Here is a 20,956-nt window from a genome sequence, read left to right as displayed (position 1 = left end):
CGGCAGGGGGGCGGTCCCATGGTGTGGAACGACGTCCAGCATGCATCCGGGCCGCCGATCGTCGGCCGCCTCGTCGAACGCGAAGCCATCGGACGACTGCTCGACGCGGTGCGCGACGGCTTCAGTGGAGTCCTGGTCCTGACCGGCGAACCGGGGGTCGGCAAGACCCGACTGCTGGAGTACGCCGCCGCCCAGGCCGCGGAACTGCGCGTGGTCCGGCTGACCGCGGTCGAGGCCGAGATCAGTCTCGGCTTCGGCGCGCTGCACCGGCTGCTGCGGCCGTTCCTGAACCGGACGAGCCGGCTGCCCGAGCCGCAGCGGGCCGCGCTGGACGCGGCCCTGGGCCTGGCCTCGGGGCCGCCCGCGGACCGCTACCTGGTCGGGCTGGCGACGCTGACACTGCTGTCCGAGGCCGCCGCCGATCAGCCGCTGCTGTTCTTGCTGGACGACGCGCAGTGGCTGGACCGGGAGTCGGCCGAGGCGCTGGCGTTCACCGCTCGCCGACTGCATGCCGACTCCCTGGGCCTGATCATCGCCGTCCGCGACGGGCTCGGGGACAACGGCCTGTTCGACGCGCTGAGCACGCGCTCCGTGACCGGCTTGCCGGAGTCGGAGGCCAAGGTCCTGCTCTCCTTCGGCACCCGGCGGGTGGACACAGCGGTGGCCGAGCAGATCGTCGCCGGTACTGGTGGCAATCCGCTCGCGCTGCTGGAGCTGGCCGACGCCCTGGCCGCCGAGCAACTGTCCGGTATTGCCCCGTTGCCCGATCCGCTGCCGGTGAGCCGACTGCTCGAGGGCCACTTCCGGCGCCTGGTCCAAGCCCTGCCGCCCGAGACCGGAACCCTGTTGCTCCTGCTCGCCGCGGCCCCCTCGGACGACGCGGGGATGATGTGGCGGGCCGCCGGGAAGCTTGGACTGTCGGCCCGCGCCGTCCAGCCGGCGGTCGCTGCCGGAATCCTCGGCCGGGACACGCCGACGGCCTTCCGCCATCCCCTGATCCGCTCGACGGTCTACGCCGCAGCCGAACCCGGCGAGCGCCGCCGGGCGCACGCGGCACTGGCCGCCGCCTGCGACCCCGTACGCGATGCCGACCGCCGCGCCTGGCACCGGGCTGAGGCCACCGAGGGCGTGGACGACAAGGTCGCCGACGACCTGGGGGCCGCCTCCGAGCGAGCCCGTTCCCGCGGCGGTTACTCCCAGCAGGCCCTGTTTCTGTCGCGCGCCGCCGAGTTCACCGGAGACCCGGACAAACGGGCCGAGCTGCTGCTCGACGCGGCGCAGGCCCATCTGATGTCCGGCGACGCGCCAGCGGCACGGACCGCGCTGGACCTCGCCGGCGCCGACATCCGTGACCCGGTGATGCGCACGCGCGAGCTGCGGGCGCGGGCGACCGCGCAGATGTTCCAGATCGCCGTCGCCGACGTCCCCGTGATGCTGATGGACGCCGTGACCAGGCTCGGCCCGCAGGACCCACGGCTGACCTGGGAGTTGCTCTGCGAGGCGCTGCACGCCGCGCTGGTCGCCCACGACTGCACGCGGGGCACGTCGCTGACCGAGGTCGCGGCGGCAGCCGTCGCCGCGCGGCACGACCCGGACTCCGCCGTGCACGGCCGCGACCTGTTGATGGAGGGGCTGGCCCGTCGCGTGGCCGAGGGCTACGAGCACGGCGCGCCCGTGCTGCGCAGCGCCCTGGACAGGCTGCGGGGCGGCGGAGTGATCGGGGACGCGCACAGTCCGTTCGCGGCGATGCTGCTGATGGCCTGCGACGATCTGTGGGACGTCCAGGCCGGTCGTGAACTCACCGACCGCCTGGCGGTGGCGGAGCGCGACACCGGCGCACTGTACGCGCTGAGCATCACGCTGCTCGTCGAGGCGCGCTACGCACTTCTGGACGGACGGTTCACGGAGGCGGAGGTCGGCTACGCCGAGTTCGACGACATCGTGGCCGACACCGGGTTCCCCGGCGGCGGAGACATCAACCGGCTCCATCTGTTTGCCCTGACCGGCCGGGAGGCCGAGCTGCGGGCGGCGGTGCGGCGGACCGCGGAGATGAGGAGCATGGGCCTGGGCTTGCACCACTTGATGGCGCAGCACGCGCTGGCCTCGTTCGAGCTGGGGCAGGGCCGCTACCGGCAGGCGATGAAGCACGCGCGGACGGTTTTCGAGGAGGACCCTCCGACCTGCGGAAACCTCGTTCTGCCGCTGCTCATCGAGGCCGGTGTCCGCACCGGTGACCGAGACGGCGCGGGCCGGGCCCTGGCCCGGCTGGAGGAACGCGCCCCGCTCGCCGATACTCCGTGGGCCCTGGGCACCCTTGCCGTCGGCCGGGCGCTGACGGCCGACGGCGACCATGCCGAGAAGTTCTACCAGGAGTCGGTCGAACTGCTGGAGCAGGCGCCGCTGGCCCTGGAACAGGCCCGGTCCCGCCTGCTGTTCGGCGAGTGGCTCCGCCGTGGCAAACGGCGTTCCGACGCCAGGAAGCAGTTGCGCGCCGCGTACGAGAGCTTCGACGCCTTCGGCGCGGTGCCGTACGCCGAGCGGGCCCGGACCGAGCTGCTGGCCACCGGCGAGACAGCCCGCAGGCGGACGGAGGAGACCAGGTTCGACCTCACACCGCGGGAACGGCAGGTGGCCTCCATGGCCGCCTCCGGGCTGACCAACGGAGAGATCGCGACACGGCTGTTCGTCACCGCCTCGACCGTCGAGTTCCATCTGAACAAGGTGTTCCGCAAGCTCGGCATCACCTCCCGTAAACAGATCCCTCACGCGATCGGCAAACCGGGCCCGGCGACCGAGGACTGACTCTTCCTAATGGGTCTTCCAGGGCCAGGCGCGACCCCGCGTCGAGTCACGGACCAGGCACTCGGTGCGGGGCCGAGCCGAGCGACTTGCCCAGGAAGGCCAGCAGCGCAGCGTTGACCTCCTCAGCGTGCGTCCACAGCAGACCGTGCGGGGCGCCCTCGATCTCGACGTACTCGGCCGAGGGCAGCAGCGCGTGGAAGGGCCGCCCGGTGGAGTCGACCGGCAGGATCCGGTCGGCCGTGCCGTGCAGGATCAGCGTCGGTACGTCGATCTTGGCGACGTCAGCGCGGAAGTCGGTCAGCCAGGTGGGCACGCAGGCGACCGACGCGTACGCCGACGCGCCCGCTGCCACGTTCCAACTGGCCCGCACGGTCTCTTCGCTGATCCGGTGGCCGAGCGTCTCGTCGAGGTTGTAGAACGCCTCGTAGAAGCCGGTGAAGTAGGCGTAGCGGTCTTTCGTGACCGCCTCCAGGATGCCGTCGAAGACGGACTGGTCGACGCCGTCCGGATTGTCGTCGGTCTTGAGCAGAAAGGGTTCGAGGGAGGCCAGGAACGCGGCCTTGGCGACGCGCTGCGAGCCGTACGTACCCAGGTAACGGCCTACTTCGCCGGTGCCCATGGAGAATCCGACGAGCACCGCGTCGGTGAGGTCCAGCTCGGACAGCAGTGTGTGGAGGTCGGCGGCGAAGGTGTCGTAGTCGTAGCCCGTGGTCGGCTGCGACGACCGGCCGAAGCCGCGCCGGTCGTAGGTGATGACCCGGTGACCCGCGTTGAGCATGGCCGGGAGTTGCTTCTCCCAGGAGTGGCCGTCCAGCGGGTAGCCGTGGATCAGCACGACGGGCTGCCCGCTCCCGTGGTCCTCGTAGTAGAGCTCGATGTCGGTGGAGTTCTCCTGGCCGACGGTGATGTAGGGCATGTCGGTTTCCCTTCGCGGTTTGGTGGATCAGCGTGGTGACGGCGTCGGGGTGGGTGATGTGGACGGCGTGCGGGGCGGCGGCGCCGACTCCAGCGACCGCGCATTCGAACAAAATGAGTGACGCTTAAGCGTTCTACCTGTGCGTCTTTGATTGACGTCGGGCTGACGTGGGCCGAAGTCCCCGCTGTTCGTCCGGGTCGAGGAGCGTCACTCAACTGAAGCCACACCTCTCGCGGATGATGCCGGGTCAGGAGGTGGCGCGGGCGGCGGCCTCGATAACGTGGGCTGTGGCGTCGGGATGTGAGACGAGGACCGCGTGCGAGGCGCCGCGGATCACCTCGGTGTGCGAACCCGCACGCAGCGCCATGGCCTGCTCGGCAGCCGGTGGGATGGCGCGGTCGGCGCCTGCGACCAGGAACCACGAGGGGATGGTCTTCCATGCCGGGGTGCTGCTGGGTTCCGCGAACGCGGCCAGTGCCACCGGCCGTTGCCCGGCTGCCATCAGCCGGGCTTTGCCGGCCGGTACGTCGGCGGCGAAGACCTGCCGGAAATCCGCGGGGTTGACGTAGGCGTCCTGCCCGCCCGGGAACGGCCGGACCGTCAGCGCCGGAGAGAGCTGGCTGCCCGGGTATTTCCCGAGGATCGCCAGGCCGGACTCGCCTTGGTCGGGAGCGAACGCGGCGACGTACACCAGGGCCTTGACGTTGGGGTGGCCCACCGCGGCGTCGGTGATGACGGCGCCGCCGTAGGAATGGCCGACCAGGATGACCGGCCCGGCAATGGTGTCCAGGACGCTGGACACGTAGGCCGAGTCGTCGGCCAGGCCCCGGAGCGGGTTCGCGACGCCGATCACGGGGTAACCCCGGCGCTCGAGCCGCGATATCACCGCGTTCCAGCTCGACGAGTCCGCGAACGCGCCGTGGACCAGGACGACGGTCGGCCTGGGTGTGCTCGGTGCGGCCGACGCCGTCGCGGCGTTCGCGGAGGACGCCGAGCCGGCGGGCGTGGCGGCGGACAGTGCCGGGACAGCGAGCAGTGTCCCGACCGCCAGCGCCGAAAGCATCAGCTTCCTGCGGCGTTGCCTGCCCTCGCGGAATCGGACGGGTGCGATGCCTGTCATGGCTGTTCTCCTCCGTCTGTACTGCAATTTCGGGGCGGTCCGACTCACAAGGACGGCGGCGGTCCGGTGACGCGCAGGTGGAAGGCCTCGGCGGAGGCCACGACCGCTGCGAGATCGAACTCCGGCGGCAGGTCCCCGGCCTCGGCCACCGGGGTGCCGTTGGCCCGGAAGTACTCTTCGATGCAGGCTGGGCTGAACAGCACCGCGATCCGCGCCCCCTGGGGCGAGCGCACCAGATAGCTGTGCGGAACGCCGCGCGGCCCGTACGCGACCTGTCCGGGCGCCAGGTCGTGGCGCTGGTCGCCGACGAAGAACGTCACCTCGCCGTCGAGGACGAACCAGACCTCCTCCTCGTCCTGGTGGACGTGGTGCGGGGGTGCGTGGCCGGCCGGGTCGGCGAACTCCATCAGGCTGAGCCGGTTGTCGGTCGCGGCGCCGGGAAGCAGAATCCTGGCCTGGCCGCCGAGGAACCAGAAGGGTTCGCGCTCGGCCGTCGGGCCGAAGGTCGGGAAGAACCGGGTCATTTCCGCTCCTGACGTCATCGTCGGCCGCCCAGGAAGTGCAGCAGCATGTCGGTCATCTCGTTCGGGTGCTCCTCGTAGATCCAGTGGCCGGAGTCGGGGACGACTGCCGGGGTGACGTGGGTGGCGTAGTGGCGTACCTGCTTCGCGACCGACGAACCGAGGCTGCCGTCGGCGCCGATCGCGAGGACCGGCATGGTCAGGGGCGTCTTCTGGAACCGCGCGTTGTCGGCGATGTCCTGCGGGAAGGTCCGGAACCAGGCGAAGCTCGCTTCCAGGTGTGCGTAGTCGCGCAGGTAGGAGGCGAAGACCTTCAGGTCGTCCGGGGTCAGGGCGTCCTTGTGCACCGCGATGCCCCGCATGAAGCCGGAGGTCCATGCCAGCTCGCGGCCCTGGATCAGGCTCTCGGGGAGGCCGGTCTGCAAGGAGAAGAAGCCGAAGTTCCACACCCCGGGTCCCTTGGTGGTCAGCGCCGGGAACTTGTAGATGCCTGGGTCCGGGATCGGGGCCTCGCTGAGCACGAGCTTCCTGACGCTGTGCGGGTACTGCGCGGCGTAGGAGTAGGCGACCATCGTGCCGATGTCGTGGCCGACGACATTCACGTCGTGGTCCTTGCCGAGCGACACCAGGAGTGCGTGCAGCTTGGCGGCCATGGTCTTCTTGTCGTAGCCGGATGCCGGGGCGTCGCTGTGGCCCGCGCCGGGCAGGTCCGGGGCGATGACGGTGTAGTGCTTGGCGAGCGCGGGCATGATGCCGTGCCACTCGTACCAGGTCTGGGGGTAGCCGTGGATCAGGACCAGGGTCGGACCGTGGCCGCCGATCACGTAGTTGATGCCGATCCCGGCGGCCTGTGTCTTGTGTTCGCTGAAGCCGGCGGGCATCTGCTCGCCGGGCGTCTGCGCCGGCTTGTCGGAGGCCGTGGCCGTGAGGGTGATCGAGCCGAGGCCGACGGCCAGGGCGAAGACCGCTGCCACCAGGCGGCGGGATCTGGGCAGGCGGAATCTCACTGATCTCTCCCAAGGACGGTGAGGGGAAGCGAGGCGCAACCGGGCCGGTGCCGCCGTACCGTGACGGTCGGTCAGAGCGATTCGACGAGACCGCCGTCGATGACGAAGTCGGCGCCGGTGATGTTCGCCGCCCGAGGACCGGCGAGGTAGAGCACGAGATCGGCCACCTCGGACGGCCGGGTGAAGCGGCCGGTCACCGACTGGTCCGCCGCGCCGCGGGCCACTTCCCGGGGGTCGACGCCCCGGGACTGGCCGACCGCGGCGGCGACACCGTCAGCGCCCTGCCACAGAGCCGTCTCCACCGGGCCGGGACCGATGGTGTTCACCCGCACACCGCGTGGCCCCACCTCCTTGGACAGGGCCTTGCAGAAGTTGGTCAGCGCTGCCTTCGCCGCGCCGTAGTCGATGACCAGCGGGTCCGGCAGCCGGGCGTTGACCGAGGAGACGGTGACGATACGTCCCGCTCCGGTGGCGAGCAGGTGAGGCAGCGCGGCCCGGGTGGTGCGGACGGCGGCCATAAAGTTGACCGTGAACGTCCACTCCCAGTCCTCGTCCGTCACGCCCAGGAAGCCGTCCAGCCGCGGCCGCACCGCCCCGACGTTGTTCACCAGGATGTCGACACCGCCATGGACCGCGACGGCCTCGGCGACCAGCGCGGCCGGACCGTCGGCCGTCGCGAGGTCGAGCGCCACGACGGTGAGCTGAGCACCCTGCTTCACGTGCTGGTCGAGGGCTTCGGTGCGTTCCCTCGATCCCGCGACGACGCGGGAGCCGGCTGCGAGGAAGGCCTCGACGATGGCCAGCCCGATGCCGCGCCCGGCGCCGGTGACCACGACGGTCCGTCCGGCCAGGCCCGCGTCGGCACCGGACGTTCCGGCGGCCTGGGACGCACGGGAGGTCATCGCCCAGTCTCCAGTTTCTGCTGCCGCAGCCAGGTGAGGACGGTGTCCGCGACCTCGCGCCAGCCGTCGTCGATCGTCAGGGAGTGCCCGCGGTCGGGGAAGTTGATGATGTCGGTGACGGCCTCGGAGTGCCGGTACTGCTTGAGGGTGGCCCGGGTGACGACCTCAGGCACCGTGTGATCCTTCCCGCCGGAGATCAGCAGCAGCGGACCGCGTCCGCTGTTCTTCGTGTCGACCTTCGCCGGCGAGTGAGGGTTGAAGTTGGCGGAGGCGGCCTCATACAGCGGCTTGCCGGGCGCGGGGATGGTCCAGCGCTCGTACAGGGCCGTCGATTCCTCCTGCGAGATGGCGTTGCCGAACGCGAAGCGGAACTGCTCTGCGCTCAGGGAGACCGACCGGCGCTTGTTGGCCGGGTTCTTGAAGACCGGGAAGGTCGCCTTCAGCGCGGACAGCGGCAGGGGCAGAACGCCCTTAATCTGTGCGGCGTCGATTGCGACCGCCGCGGCGGCGCGGTCCTGGCCGAGCAGCTTCTGCGCGATCATCCCACCGAACGAGTGACCGATCACGATGGGCCGCACGGGCAGGGCCGCGATCAGGGCTGCATAGTGCTCGACGACGTCGTCGATGCCGTAGCCGGCGATGCTCTCGGGGTTCTGGCGCGCCTCCTCGACGGTGTCGGGGTCGCCGGGCCACCCTGGCGCGGATGGGGCGTAGCCCTCCTCGCGGAACAGATCGTTCCACGGTCGCCAGGAGGTGCTGTGCAGCCAAAGTCCGTGGACGAAGACCACGGGAAGCGTGACGGTCATGGCTGGGCCTCTCTTGTCTGGGTGTGCTGACCCGGCATGTGGACACGAAACCGGCAACCCCGTTGCTCTCGCACCGGGGTGACACCCCAGTAGTTCAGGGGCGGACACCGAACGGCCCCAGGGCACCCGCGTCGATCCGCAGGGACTCCAGCAGCGTCCACGCGTTGTCCCGCGTGAAGACGTCGGCGGCGGCGAGGACTCCGGAGTGGGGTCATAGGCTGGTCCCGGCTCGCCGGGCTGAGCCCGCGAGGGGTTGTCGCTGCGAAATCACGTCATTGCTTCCAGGACGTGTTCAGGCCTGATCCGGGCGTGACTGTGCTGTTCCGGGGTGAGATCGGCCACGGCGTGAGGCTGGGTGCCGTGACTGAACCGACCGCCTTCACCTCCTTCGCCATCCGGACGTCGGGATGATTGATCAGCCAGCGGATCGAGCGCGAGTCGACCTGTCCGTCAGCGTGGGACAGAACGAAGCGTCCGAACTGTGGCTCGACCGACTCGACGGTCCACTCCACTGCGTTCAGCATGATCCGACGGCCTGGCGCGGGCCGAGGAGCCCCCGTCCGGCCCCCACTACCCGCACCTCATCGCAGCAGAGCCTGGCCAGGCCAGGCCAGCGAACGGTTTCCCAGCGGACAACCCCGGTCAGTCGCGAGCCGGTGATGCCAGAGCATGTGAGTGATGTGCGCGCGTGGCACCACCGGAAGGCTGCCGACGCCACCAGCTCCGCGAACGGCACCGGGCCCGAGCCGATTGCCACCCCTGCTGCAACCCGAGAGACCCCCTGTCACGGACCGTGGCAGCCCACCGCATCTGCTCGTTACTCAGCGCGATGTGATCGCTTGCAGTGAGAACTCGCCAACTCTGATGAACAAGCGCCAACAAGCCTGAACGGTCACAGCTCTCGGGTGATCTCCATGATGGCGACTTGATTCTTTCGCACGTATATTCGAATATCGGGGTATGGGTGCACCGGTGATGAGCGATGGAGCGGCGAGCCGCACCGGTGAGTGGGAGGCGTCGCCGCTTGGCGCCCTGCTGCCGGGCGGGCATGTGCGGGCCGGGACAGTGGTTACTGCTGGTGGAGACGTGCCGCTGCTGCTGGCGCTCGCCGCCGAGGCGTCCCGTGGTGCGGCCGGGTGGGCGGCCGTGGGTCTGCCCCAGCTGGGGGTGCTCGCGGCCGAGGCGGCCGGTCTGGATCTGGCCAGTGGCATGCGCATCGACGATCCGGGCCGTCAGTGGGCCCAGGTGCTGGCCGCCGTGCTCGAAGCCGTCCCCGTCGTCCTGGTCGGCGCGGTGGGCGCCGTGCCCGACCGTGTCGCCGGCCGGCTGGCGGCCGTGCTGCGTCGCAGCGGATCCGTGCTGCTGTCCGTGGACCGCTGGCAGAGCGCCGAGGTCCGGCTGAAGGTGGTCGCCGCGTCCTGGGAGGGTGTCGGGCAGGGGCACGGCCTGCTGCACGGGCGGCGTGTAACGGTCGCGGTCGCCGGTCGCGGCGCCGCGACCTCCCCCCGGTACGCCGAGATGTGGCTGCCCGGCCCCGGCGGTGTCGTCGCTGCGGTGCACCACCACGACGGCCTGCCACGCCCCGAATCTGCGGCGGTCCCGGCCGGGGCGCGGCGGTCGGTCTTGCACGTGGTGGGGTGAGTGGCCGTGGCCGGCAGAGTGGCCATGGCGTGGGTTCCCGATCTTCCGGTTCTTGCCCGTGGCGGCACAGACGCCGAGCCCCTGGCTGTCATCCACCGGGACGCGGTGGTGGCGTGTTCGGCTGCTGCGCGGGCCGCCGGGGTGCGGCGCCGGATGCGGGTGAAGGTGGCGCAGGCGCGTTGCCCCGGGCTGCGGGTGGTCGAGCGGGACCTGGTCGCCGAGATGCGTTTCTTCGAGCGGGTAGCTGGTCATCTGGAGGGCACGGTGATGCCGCGTCTGGAGGTGATCCGTCCCGGGCTGATCGCCTCACCTTCACGCGGCCCTGCCCGGTACTGGGGCGGCGAGCCGCAGCTGCTCGACCGTCTGGTGGCCGCGATCGCCGAACTTGATCTTCCGGCCCGGGCGGGCATCGCCGACACCGTCTTCACCGCCGCACTTGCCGCGCGCCGCGGCGACATCGTCCCGGTCGGCGGCGATGCGGCGTGGCTCGCGCCGTATCCGGTCGGCGTGCTGGGGGTGCCCAGGCTGGCGGACCTGCTGGAGCGTTTGGGTGTCCGTACGGTCGGCGCGTACGCGCAGTTGCCCCCGGACAGGGTGCTGGCCCGGTTCGGTGCCGAGGGCCTCGCCGCGCACCGCACCGCCCGCGGCGAGGAAGCCCGCCCGCTGTCGGTACGGACCGGTCGCGACGAGTACGGGGTGGTGCACGCCTTCGACCCGGCGGCGGAGCAGCTGGAGCCGGTGGCGTTCGTGGCCAAGGCGCTTGCTGAGCGGCTCCACGACCGCCTGGCGGCTGCCGGCGTGGTGTGCGCCCGGCTGGAGGCGGCCGTCGACCTCGCCGACGGCCGCACCCTGGCGCGGTTGTTTAGGCACGAGGGCCGGCTGTCCTCGCTCGCGGTCGCCGAGCGGGTGCGCGGCCTGCTGCAGGCGTGGACGGATGCCGGCGTATTCGACGCCGACGGCGAACGTGGCATCGTCCGCCTGGGATTGCGGCCACAAGAGCTCAGTGCGGAGACGGGCCGCCAGAGCGCGCTGTTCGGTGAGCGGCACACCCCGGAGGAGATCGAGCGAGCCGCCGCCCGCATCCAGGCCCTGCTCGGCCACCAGGCGGTGGTGCGCATGGAGGTCGGCGGCGGCCGGGCACCTGCCGAGCGCGTCCGGCTCGTCCCGTTCGGCGACCTCGCGCCCCGTCGCGCGGCCGACGGGCCCTGGCCGGGGCGCCTGCCCGCCCCGCATCCCGCCGTCACCTTCCCCAGGTGGCTGCCCGCCCAGCTCACCGACGCCGCAGGCCGATCAGTGCAGGTTTCCGGCCGGATTGCGCTGTCCGCCCCACCGGCGCGCGTCGCGGTGGAGGGGCATGGCGAGGCCGCGGTGGCGGGGTGGGCCGGGCCGTGGCCGGTGCTGGAGCAGTGGTGGGACCGCGAGCAGGCCCGGCGGATCGCCCGCATGCAGGTCGCCACCGCCGACGGGCACGCCTGGCTGCTGGTCATCGAGCACGGCCGCTGGTGGGCGGAGGCCCACTATGGGTGAGGCACAGATCCTCCGCTTCCCCAGGCCGGACGCCGACGATGCAGACCAAGTCGCCGGGCCGGGCTGGGCGGAGCTGCACGTGCACTCCGCCTTCAGCTTCCTGCAGGGCTGCGCGCAGCCGGACGAACTCGTCGCCGAGGCCGTCCGGTTGGGCATCACGGTCCTGGCGGTCACCGACCGGGACGGCCTGTACGCGGCGCGGCGCCTGGCCGAGGCGGCGAAGCCGGCCGGGATCGGCACCGTCTACGGCGCCGAACTCACCCTGAACGATCCGGAGCTGGGCACGCCCGTGGTGCTCGCCCGCACCCTGGAGGGCTTCCGCCTGCTGTCGTCGGTGATCAGCGCCGCGCAGCTGGCCGGCGCCAAGGGCGCCCCGGTCTACGACCTGCACGCGCTCGCCCACTCGGCGGCCGCGGGGCAGTGGGCGGTGCTGCCCGGCTGCCCGCGCCCGGACGCCGACCGGCGCGACGTCGCGGTGGTGGCCCGCCGCCTGGAGCGGCTGGCCGAGGTCTTCGGCACCGGCACCCTGCATGCCGAACTGGTCGACCACCACCTGCCGGAGGACTCGGACGCCAACGACACCCTGTTCGTCGCCGCGCGCCGGGTCGGCATCCCCGTCGTGGCCACCGGCGCCGTCCACTACGCCGCCCCGCGCCAGGCCCGCCTGGCCCAGGCACTGGCCGCGCTGCGCCGCCGCGACCCCCTGCAGCAGGCTGCCGGACACCTGATGCCGGCCCCGACCGCGCACCTGCGCGGGTATCCGGAGATGGCCGCGTGGCTGGCCCGCTACCCCGGCGTGCCGGAGGCGACGCTCGAACTCGGCCGCACCTCGGTCATCGACCTCGACGCACTGCGCCCGGAGCTGCCCGGCTTTCCGACCCCGGCCGGATACGACGAGGACTCCTGGCTGCGCTACCTCGCCGAGCGGGCCTGTACCGCCCGCTACGGGGACCGCGACACCTCGTCCGCCGAGGCGGTGGCGGCGTGGCGACAGCTCGACCACGAGCTCACGATCATCCGCCAGTTGGGCATGGCCGGCTACTTCCTCATCGTCCACGACATCGTGCAGCACGCCATCGGCCGCGGCATCTGGTGCCAGGGCCGCGGCTCCGCGGCCAGCAGCGTGGTCTGCTACGTCCTGGCCATCACCGCCGTCGACGCCCTCAAGCACGGGCTGCTCTTCGAGCGCTTCCTGTCCCTGGAGAAGGCCGGCCCGCCCGACATCGACCTCGACATCGAGGCCGGGCGCCGCGAGGAGGTCATCCAGTACGTCTACACCCGCTATGGCCGCCGGCACGCCGCCCAGGTCGCCAACGTCATCACGTATCAGCCCCGGCTCGCCACGCACGACGCGGCCAGAGTCCTGAACTACCCGGCCGCGCAGATCAGGGAGATGACCCGGCACATCCACCACACTCCGCCCGGCCCCGACGTCGGCTTGCCGCCGGACGTGCGCGAGCTCGCCGCCCAGCTGCACACGCTGCCCCGGCACCTGGGCGTGCACTCCGGCGGCATGGTCCTGACCCGGCAGCCGATCGGCGAGGTCATGCCCACCGAGTGGGCCACCGCCCAGGGCCGCTCGGTGCTGCAGGGCGACAAGGACGACGTCGCCGCCGCCGGCCTCATCAAGATCGACCTGCTCGGGCTGGGCATGCTGTCCGCCCTGCACACCGCGTGCGACCTGCTCCACCAGCACTACGGAATACGGCTCGACCTCGCGTCGATCCCTCAGGACGATCCGGACGTCTACCGGATGATCGCGCGCGGCGACACCATCGGCGTCTTCCAGGTCGAATCCCGCGCCCAGGTCTCCACGCTGCCGCAGCTGCGGCCCGCCACCTTCGACGACCTGGCCGTCGCCGCCTCGATCATCCGCCCGGGCCCGATCCAGGCCGGCTCCAAGCACCCCTACCTGCGGCGCCGACGCGGCGAGGAACCCGTCACTTACCCGCACCCGCTCGCCCAGCGTGCCCTGGAGAAGACGCTCGGGGTCCCGCTGTGGCAGGAACAGGCGATGCAACTGGCCATCGACTGCGTGGGCTTCACCCCCGGGGAGGCGGACCGGCTGCGCAAGGCGATGGCCGCCAAGCACGCCCCAGAACGAGTCGCCCAGCTCCGCGGCCGCCTCCTTGAGGGCATGGCCGGCAACGGCATCCCGGCCGCGGCCGCCGAGCGGATCGTGTCCATGATCGAAGCGTTCTCCGACTACGGCTTCCCGCAGTCCCACGCCCAGTCCATGGCCGGGATCATCTACGCCAGCGCCTGGATCAAGTACCACTACCCGGCCACCCTGATCGCCGGGATCATGGCCCATCTGCCCATGGGCTTCTACGACGTGCAGACCCTCATCCAGGACGCCAAGCGCCAAGGGATCACCGTGCGCCCGGTCGACGTCCACACCTCGGGCGTGCACGCGACGCTCGAACCCGGCCCGGACGGCGGGCAGATGGCCATCCGCCGGGGCCTGACCAGCGTCAGCGGACTGAGCGAGGACACCGCCCGCGCGATCGTCGAGGCCCGCACCGAGCAACCGTTCGCCGGCCTGGAGGACGTCGCCCGCCGCACCCAGCTGCCCGCTCGGCTCATGGAACAGCTCGCCACCGCCGGAGCGTTCGACGGCTTCGCCCACGACCGCCGCACCGCCCTGTGGACGGCCGGCGCCTTCCCCCGCACCCACCAGCCCTACCTCCCCGGCCTCGGCGCTCTCGACGCCGCCCCCGAGCTGGAACCGATGACCCCGGCCGAGGAGACGGCCGCCGATCTCGCCGCCACCGGAGCCAGCGCCACCACCCACCCGGTCCACCACGCCCGCGCCCACCTGGAACGGCGCGGCGCGCTGACCGCCGCCGCCGTGCGCGGCCTGGCCGACCAGACCCGCGTACGCCTCGGCGGACTCGCCAAATACCTGCAACGGCCGCCGACCGCCAACGGGGTGGCCTTCGGCGCCCTGGAAGACGAGACCGGCATGGTCAACCTGATCTTCTCGCCGCCCGTGTGGGACCACTGCCGACGCACCCTGCTCGAAGCCCCGGCCATCCTGCTGGACGGCCACGTCGAGCGGGCATACGACGCGGTCAACGTCCTGGTGCACCAGGTGGAGGCAATTGCCGTGCCCGCACCGGCAGCGCGCCGCCGCCGCTCGGGGCGGTAATGGCCACCTCGTAGGAGTGGAGCGGAGCCGGGCGCCGCCGCGAACAGGCGGCCTGGGTGCGAGTGATGGGCGGCGAACCGGCGCCGACCGGCCCGGCCCGATACGGCGCCGAACCCGCGAAGGACCCGCCCCCCGATCGGCTTCAGCCTGCCGCAGAGGCTGAGGAGCGTCGGCTCGGCCTGCTGACTTCGGAGCCCATAGCGTGCGAGTGCTTCCGCGCACGAGCCGACGCAGCCGGGGCCAAGGAGACGACGCCGGTGGTCTTGCGCAGGTGCAGACTTGACCATGTCTTCGGGGCGACGATGGGGCATGACGGGCTGGCGGCGGTCGTATTGGTGGGGGCTTGCTCTGCTAGGAGCGAGTGCGGCGGTGGGGCTGTTGGTGTGGGTGACGGCAGCGCACCCGGAAGGGTCCGGTCAGACCTGGGGCGTTGCCGGGTCGGTGGCCGGGGTCGCCGCGCTGGGGGTGTCGCTGTGGGAGCTGCGCGTGCCGGACCCCGGCCCTGCTCCGGCGGGCGGCCTCCCTGCGACACCACTCGCACCGGTTCCGCCGCCCAGGCCGGTGGAACCGGTGACCGGGGAACGGGGGGCGATCGTGGCACGGGGGAACGCGACCGGCTCCTCGACCCGGTACACCGGACCGACACCTCCCGCCCCCGCAGCACCGCCGCAGGGTGGTTCACCGGGGCTGGCGGGCAGCGACGGTGCCATCGTCGCGGGCGAGGACGTCGACAACTCAAACACCGAATACCGGCCGTGACCACGGAACCCGAGGAGGTGCCGGGGCGGCCGGCGGCACCCGGCGGACTCCACGGGACCGACGGCGCGATCGTCGCCGGCCGCAACGTGATCGCCTCGTCGACGCAGTACATCAAGACGAATCAGGCGTTCGTGCTCCCTCCGGCGGCGTATGCACCGATCCCCGACGACGCCGCGGCGGGCGGGGTGTCGAACACCGGGACCGGGCTGTTCGTCGGCCGGACCGACGAACTCGACGCGCTGGAGGCGGCGTTCGCCCGACCCGGCGAAGTCGTCGTGCACGCGGTGCACGGGCTGGGCGGAGTCGGCAAGTCCGCCCTCGCCGCGCACTGGGCGGCCCGGCGGCCCGAGAAGGTGCGCTGGTGGGTCACCGCCGAAACTGCAGCCGCGGTCGACGCGGGGCTGGCCTCGCTGGCACGGGCCCTGCAGCCCGGACTCGTCGGGCTACAGCTCCTCGTGCGGGACTACCCGTACGACACGGTCATGGCGGCCAGGGTCCTCGACCAGGGCTACGCCTACCTGCTGACCGCGATGACCCACCGGGGCGAGTGCCTGGGCCTGGCCCCGAGCAAGCTCGTGGACATCGGCGTGCACACGATCATCCTCGACACCGTGGCCTACGCCGAACTGTGCGCGCGCTTCAGCGGCGGGCATTTCCTGCATCACGTGCCCAAGGTCGACATGAAGAACGACGGTTCAGTGATGAAGACGGCGCACTTCGTCGCCGCCGACGGCTGGGAGGTCGATCTTTCTCTGTGGCAGGACGCCGCCGGCTGCGGCCCGTGCCACCCGGGCAGCGACTCGCACTGACCCGGCTCTGGGGCCCGGCCGGATTCCGGTCGGGCCCCAGCATCGTCCGGGTGAGATTCCCCGAAATCGGCCGCACGGCTGGCCATCGCCGCCAGGATGAGGCGGTGACGAGTACCGCAGACCTCTGGCACCACTACGGTCGCGTCCGCGCCGAACGCGACCGCGCCATCCCGCAGACCTTCCACTGGACCTGGAGCCAAGACGGCGGTCCCGGCTCTGAGGCCCTCGGCACTCTGACAGGCCGCACCGTCGGCGACCTGGGTGCCGGATCTGCCCGGCACGCCGCCCATCTGACGGTTCACCACTCCCTTGCCCGCATCGTCGCCGTCGACGGCTCACCCGCCCAGTGCGACATGGCCGCCACGCTGTACGGCCACCTCGCACCGCAACTGCGCATCGTCTCATCCGACGCCGTACACCATCTGACAGCGCATCCTGACACCTACGACGTGCTGTACAGCGTCTTCGGCGCCGTCGACTTCACCGACCCGCACTCGCTGCTGCCGGCGGCAGCAGCCGCTCTGCGGCCAGGCGGCCGTTTAGCGTTCTCCACTCTGGCGCACTATCTGGGCGGCCGGCCCGCGCAGCCGGACGTCGTGGCGGCCGACATCCCGGCGCGAACCCCCCAGGGCAAGGAGACCACGATGCGCCGCTGGGTGCTTCAGGAACACGTGTGGGTGAAGCTCCTGGACGAGGCCGGATTCACCGGCATCGACATCGACCTACTGCCCTCGCCGACCGCTGGCCCTCGTTGCCCCGCCACCCTCCTGGTAACGGCCCACCGCACTGCCTGACCGCTGACGTCCCCCTGCAGACCTGCTGCTGACCGTCGTGTGCCTGCTGGTGACCCTGGTCGTCTTCCGCGTCTCGCGGCGCGACCTCACGGACCGGCGCCTTGCGCGCGGCCGCCGCACGCGGCCAGCGAGCCGCACCCGGGTGTGAACAGCCTGTCACCGGTCTGCCGTTGGGCAGCCTCCCGATCTTGTTTAAGCGTGGCCAAAGCCTGTGCCGTACGGGTCCGGGAACAAAAATCGGCGTGCGTGCAGTGCCTCGCTGGCGCCGAGGACGTAGTGCATCACGGCGATGAAGATTTCCCTACAGGGCCGGGCCTGACTCAGGACCGTGAGCCGAGAAAGCCGCAGGGCCCGTCCGCGCTTGCGGACGGGCCCCACATTCGAGCGCCGGGCAGGCCTTGCACCTGCATCTCCCCGCAGGAAGCGGGGCGTCTTTCCTTGGACCACCAACGCAGCACCGGTTGGCCTGAGTTGCGGCCACCAGCTCGTGATCAAGTCTAGCGTGGCGGAACCACTGCCTTCCACTCGAGGCCGGACCGCTACCTCGCATACAGAAACACCGGATTCGGGGATACACACACAGCCCGGTTCCGCTACTCCCGCCTCCCCGGTTGCGGACCCGATGGCCCAGCAGCACGCCGACCCGGCAGCCGGGTAGCGGCCCAGCGCGCTCTCGGTGCTCTGAACGCGCTGGCTGCCTGGCACGCGGCCAGCAGCACGGCGCCGAGTTGTTGGGCGAAGTCCTCTTCGGGCACGGGCACGTCGAACTCCGGGTTGTCGAGGTAGCCGAGAGCGACCGCTGCGGTGACGTCGTGCATAACGGCGTCGGCGACTTCCGCGCGCGCCCGGGTCGTGGCGCCGAGGTGGGTCAGGACGCGCAGGTCGGTGGGGAAGCTGTCGTCCAAGTCCGGGACATCTGAGTCCGGCTCGTCGGTTTCCTGGTCGATGCCGCTTTGGTGCAGCCACCAGAGCGTGCCCGGATCTCCGGGACTGACGTCCATGGTCCGCGCATGAGGGTGATGGCGTCGGCCGGACGACAACTACTCATTTTCGCCCCGTACAAGCTTCACCAGCAGTTCCGCGTCGCGCAGATCCGACAGCACGACCTCGGCACCGGCGTTTCGAAGTACCGCTTCGTCGCTGCGTCCAGATGCCACGGCGATGACCCGTACACCGTTGGCGTGGGCGCCTTCCACATCGGCCGGTGTGTCACCGATCAGCACCGCGTCCTCGGCCGTTGTGTCCGCGCGGCGCAGGGCGAGTTTGACGAGCTCGGCGCGGCTGTCGTTGTCCTCGCCGTATGCGCCGAGTTCCCACCGGATGTGTCGGTCGAGTCCGAAGACCTGAAGTTTGATCTCGGAGACCGGGCGGATGTTGCCGGACACCACCGTCTGCCGGATCTCAACAGCGTCGAGGGCGTCGAGGGCGGCGGCCGCGCCGGGCAGAGCGTGACCGCGCTCGCGCAGGTGCGCGGTTCGCTTGAGGTGTTCTTCCGTCAGAGCACGAGCGAAGCGCTCGAAGTCGGTTCGGTCGGTGGTCAGCCCGTGCAGTTTTGCGGTCTCGCGGAAGATGACCGGCTCCGTGATTCCGTCGATCTTGGCCTGCTCGCGCATGACCTGCCCTGTGGTCTGCAGGAACGCGGCCGCCGACAGTTCGCGGCCCACGCCGCGGGTGTCGATCAGCGTATGGTCGATGTCCCACAAGATCAGTCGCGGCATGGCGCCTCCCGAACTACCCACCCATCACTGGGTTCTTACCGGTCACCTGAATGTGCGCGGACCACCCGCCCGCTAAAGCACTCCGTTCTACGCTGACGGTACGAGACGCGAGTGGGGAAGGGGGCAAAACGGTGATCGCACCGAGACTGCCCGTGGGCCAGAAGGTCAAGTACTACCGCCGCAAGAACGGCAACCGAACCCAGGCGGCCATCGCTGGGCTGTGCGGCATCACCGAACGCTACCTCCAGCAGATCGAAGCCGGGCAGAAAGTCCCCTCCGCCGACGTACTGTCCCGTCTCGCCGCCGAACTCGGTGTACCGCTAGCCGCCTTGCTCTGCGAAGACGCCAGCGAGGAGTCGACCGTCCCCCACACAGCCGCGCCCGCAGTAGCTCGCGCCCTCATGGGCTACGACCGTCCTCGCAGCGCGGATCCCGCGAGCCCATCGGAGTTGCGGGAACGGGTGGAGCAGGCGTGGCGGACCTGGCAGTCGTCGAAGGACCGGTTCACGGCCGCGGCTGGTGTCCTTCCCGATCTGATCGGTGATGTCGAGCATGCCGTGCGAGTGCACCGCACCGGGACTGATGCCCAGGCGCGGCGCGAAGTCCTGCGCGTGGCAGCGGATTTGTACGGGCTTTTACGATCGTACTGTCGCCGCGCCGGGCGCCTCGATCTGTCGCTCATGGTCGCCGACCGGGCGATCCGGGCCGCCGAAGACGCAGATGACCCGGTGCGTATCGCCGCAGCCCAGTGGAATCTGGGCCACGTCCTGCTGTCCCACGACGAGCCGGGTGCCGTCGAGGAAGCCAAGGATGTTGCGCTGCGCGCCGTCGAGCAACTGCGACAGACGTCGGTGACCGATGAGACCCAGGCCGTCGAGGGGGCCCTCGAACTGGTCGCCGTGGTCTCCGATGCCCGTCGCCGTCGTTGGTGGCAGGCCCGTGCCCGGCTCGAGCAACGCGCTGTCCCGCTCGCCCGGCACGTCGGTGAGGGAAACGTTCAATGGACCGTGTTCGGGCCGACCAACTGTGCTTTGCACGCGATGAGCATCGAGATGCTTGCCGGCGAGGCGTCCGAAGGACTGCGCCTCGCCGACCGGATCGATACACGTGGCCTGCCCAGCCGTGAGCGGCGCTTCACCTTCGGTCTCGAACTGGCCAGGTGCCACGACCTACGTCGCGAGAATGCAGCCGTCCTTGTCCACCTGCTGGACCTGGAGGACATCGCTCCTGAGGATCTGGCGCGCAGTCCTCTTGCCCGCCACATGATCCTGGACCTCCAGCAGCGGGTCCGCCCCACCTTCCGCCGCCAGGTCAACGAACTGGTTCAGCGACTCGCGCTCGTCTGATCACGAACTCGCGGTTCACCCGAACTCTCAGTTCGGGTAGCCGTGTCGCGTCAGTCGTACCTTCGCCGCACAGCGCAGCGAAAGACGGGACGACAGATGATCAGCGATGCGGAACTGATGTTGACCGCGGCAGGGCTGCGACTGGTGGCCGCTGGTGTCGCATGGGACGCCGTGAAGGTGCAACGGCATCGAGGCGTACGTGCGATCGAACTACTCGAAGAGCCCGGCGCCGTGGCCGTAGATCCGGCTCACCCCGAACCCTTGCTGTACTTCTTCGTCCCAGCGGGCAGCGCCGCCCAGTGGGACGTTCTGGACACGCAGGCATTGGGCTCGAACTCATACGTGGTCCTGCCACCGGACCATGCCGAGGCGCCGCCCGGCCCCTACTGGCTCATTCCTCTCCAGCACGGGCTTACAGCGGCCGCGGCGCTGCGCCAGGCGCTCGAGGCAGCTCAATAACTCCTGCTCACCCCGCGATCCGCAGCAGCGCAGGTTTCATCCATGCCATAGCCAGATCAGGCGCGGCACAACGTGAACGAGTACCAAGCCGAGGCGCGGCACACAGGGCTCGTCTTCGTCGACCAGCACAATCGCAGCCGTCATCTCCGGGAGCTCCCGTGAACCCTCCGCCCCAACCCACCGAACCCCCTGCACTCATCGAGATCGGCGGTCAGCCCGCGTATCGGTGGAAGGACCGGTTGAAAGGGGATGACTTCGTCGGTTCCAACGTTCGGTTGCGGGTGCGGCCGCGGCTGACGGTGGCACGCTGGCCGGGCAACATCGACATCGCGACCCGCGTCTGCGGCCACCTTATGGACAACGTGGTCCGGCACGCGAAGCTCTTCCCGGACCGCCTGATTCCCGTCCGGCTGATCTGCCCGAGCCGACACGGCGAGCTGATCATCGAAGTCGACGACGCCCTCCCGGACTTCCCGGGCTTTGACGAGATCGTCAGTCAGGGAACCGACGGCTACCCGCCGGTGACGGGTCTGTGGTGGATCGCCCACGCCAAGGGCCACCTGGCTTGGGATCTGCTGCGCAGCGACGACGGCGAGGTCATCGGCAAGACCGTGCAGGCCGTACTTCCGCCGTCGCCCTGACCGCCGAAACGCCTTCCGCACTGCACCGGCCCTCTCG

The 20,956-nt window shown here is 70.8% G+C and carries 19 protein-coding genes; 10 read left to right on the top strand and 9 right to left on the bottom strand.

From position 1 onward, the window contains the following. Positions 1-18 precede the first annotated feature (18 nt). On the top strand, positions 19-2,802 hold the full coding sequence (locus OHU89_RS51705) for an AAA family ATPase (RefSeq protein WP_405653939.1): 2,784 nt from the start codon (positions 19-21) through the stop codon (positions 2,800-2,802). Between the two features lie 46 nt (positions 2,803-2,848). Here OHU89_RS51705 and OHU89_RS51700 read toward each other — a convergent pair whose 3' ends face one another. The 7 genes from OHU89_RS51700 to OHU89_RS51670 form a co-directional block, all read right to left on the bottom strand. Further along, positions 2,849-3,718, bottom strand: a complete 870-nt coding sequence (locus OHU89_RS51700) for an alpha/beta fold hydrolase (protein WP_405653938.1) — start codon at positions 3,716-3,718, stop codon at positions 2,849-2,851. A 247-nt stretch (positions 3,719-3,965) separates the two neighbouring features. Further along, positions 3,966-4,838 carry an alpha/beta fold hydrolase gene (locus tag OHU89_RS51695; protein WP_405653936.1) on the bottom strand — a complete coding sequence of 291 codons (873 nt, stop codon included), beginning with the start codon at positions 4,836-4,838 and terminating at the stop codon, positions 3,966-3,968. A 44-nt stretch (positions 4,839-4,882) separates the two neighbouring features. Next, the gene (locus OHU89_RS51690) at positions 4,883-5,362 is read right to left on the bottom strand and encodes a cupin domain-containing protein (protein WP_405653934.1); all 480 of its coding nucleotides are present in this window, start codon (positions 5,360-5,362) and stop codon (positions 4,883-4,885) included. Between the two features lie 14 nt (positions 5,363-5,376). Further along, positions 5,377-6,366 (bottom strand): alpha/beta fold hydrolase, encoded by a 990-nt coding sequence (locus OHU89_RS51685; RefSeq protein ID WP_405653932.1) that lies wholly within the window; start codon positions 6,364-6,366, stop codon positions 5,377-5,379. A gap of 71 nt (positions 6,367-6,437) precedes the next feature. Beyond that, a complete protein-coding gene (locus OHU89_RS51680) occupies positions 6,438-7,268 on the bottom strand; it encodes an oxidoreductase (RefSeq protein WP_405653930.1) in 831 nt (276 codons plus the stop codon). After that, positions 7,265-8,074 carry an alpha/beta hydrolase gene (locus tag OHU89_RS51675; protein WP_405653929.1) on the bottom strand — a complete coding sequence of 270 codons (810 nt, stop codon included), beginning with the start codon at positions 8,072-8,074 and terminating at the stop codon, positions 7,265-7,267. The genes OHU89_RS51680 and OHU89_RS51675 overlap by 4 nt, the downstream gene beginning before the upstream one ends. Before the next feature lie 272 nt (positions 8,075-8,346). Next, on the bottom strand, positions 8,347-8,586 hold the full coding sequence (locus tag OHU89_RS51670; RefSeq protein WP_405653927.1) for a hypothetical protein: 240 nt from the start codon (positions 8,584-8,586) through the stop codon (positions 8,347-8,349). 463 nt (positions 8,587-9,049) lie between these two features. Here OHU89_RS51670 and OHU89_RS51665 point away from each other — a divergent pair, with 463 nt between their 5' ends. The 6 genes from OHU89_RS51665 (at position 9,050) to OHU89_RS51640 (ending at position 16,755) form a co-directional block, all read left to right on the top strand. Continuing rightward, positions 9,050-9,715, top strand: a complete 666-nt coding sequence (locus OHU89_RS51665; RefSeq protein WP_405653925.1) for a hypothetical protein — start codon at positions 9,050-9,052, stop codon at positions 9,713-9,715. Positions 9,716-9,721: 6 nt separating this feature from the next. Next, entirely contained in the window at positions 9,722-11,242 is a 1,521-nt protein-coding gene (locus OHU89_RS51660; protein WP_405653924.1) for a DNA polymerase Y family protein, read from the top strand. Further along, positions 11,235-14,393 carry an error-prone DNA polymerase gene (locus OHU89_RS51655; protein ID WP_405653922.1) on the top strand — a complete coding sequence of 1,053 codons (3,159 nt, stop codon included), beginning with the start codon at positions 11,235-11,237 and terminating at the stop codon, positions 14,391-14,393. The genes OHU89_RS51660 and OHU89_RS51655 overlap by 8 nt, the downstream gene beginning before the upstream one ends. 369 nt (positions 14,394-14,762) lie before the next feature. Continuing rightward, a complete protein-coding gene (locus OHU89_RS51650; protein ID WP_405653920.1) occupies positions 14,763-15,152 on the top strand; it encodes a hypothetical protein in 390 nt (129 codons plus the stop codon). 410 nt (positions 15,153-15,562) lie between these two features. After that, on the top strand, positions 15,563-15,961 hold the full coding sequence (locus OHU89_RS51645) for a hypothetical protein (protein ID WP_405655064.1): 399 nt from the start codon (positions 15,563-15,565) through the stop codon (positions 15,959-15,961). Between the two features lie 104 nt (positions 15,962-16,065). Continuing rightward, entirely contained in the window at positions 16,066-16,755 is a 690-nt protein-coding gene (locus tag OHU89_RS51640; RefSeq protein ID WP_405653918.1) for a class I SAM-dependent methyltransferase, read from the top strand. A 593-nt stretch (positions 16,756-17,348) separates the two neighbouring features. Here OHU89_RS51640 and OHU89_RS51635 read toward each other — a convergent pair. Both OHU89_RS51635 and OHU89_RS51630 read right to left on the bottom strand, forming a co-directional pair. Then, the gene (locus OHU89_RS51635) at positions 17,349-17,756 is read right to left on the bottom strand and encodes a hypothetical protein (protein ID WP_405653917.1); all 408 of its coding nucleotides are present in this window, start codon (positions 17,754-17,756) and stop codon (positions 17,349-17,351) included. Between the two features lie 39 nt (positions 17,757-17,795). Beyond that, positions 17,796-18,473, bottom strand: coding sequence for an HAD family hydrolase (locus tag OHU89_RS51630; RefSeq protein ID WP_405653915.1), 678 nt, complete (start codon positions 18,471-18,473; stop codon positions 17,796-17,798). 152 nt (positions 18,474-18,625) lie between these two features. Between OHU89_RS51630 and OHU89_RS51625 the strand changes: the two genes are divergently transcribed. The 3 genes from OHU89_RS51625 to OHU89_RS51615 all read left to right on the top strand — a co-directional run bounded on the left by OHU89_RS51625 (position 18,626) and on the right by OHU89_RS51615 (position 20,919). Next, positions 18,626-19,819, top strand: coding sequence for a helix-turn-helix domain-containing protein (locus OHU89_RS51625; RefSeq protein WP_405653913.1), 1,194 nt, complete (start codon positions 18,626-18,628; stop codon positions 19,817-19,819). A 96-nt stretch (positions 19,820-19,915) separates the two neighbouring features. Continuing rightward, on the top strand, positions 19,916-20,278 hold the full coding sequence (locus OHU89_RS51620; protein ID WP_405653911.1) for a hypothetical protein: 363 nt from the start codon (positions 19,916-19,918) through the stop codon (positions 20,276-20,278). Between the two features lie 158 nt (positions 20,279-20,436). Beyond that, complete coding sequence (locus tag OHU89_RS51615) at positions 20,437-20,919, top strand: hypothetical protein (protein WP_405653909.1); 483 nt, start codon at positions 20,437-20,439, stop codon at positions 20,917-20,919. The last annotated feature ends 37 nt before the right edge of the window (positions 20,920-20,956 follow it).

The sequence above is a fragment of the Streptomyces sp. NBC_00019 genome (genome assembly GCF_045041015.1).
GTDB lineage: Bacteria > Actinomycetota > Actinomycetes > Streptomycetales > Streptomycetaceae > Streptomyces.
Note: the sequence above shows the minus strand (reverse complement) of the source record. Positions and strands in the feature narration are given on the sequence as shown.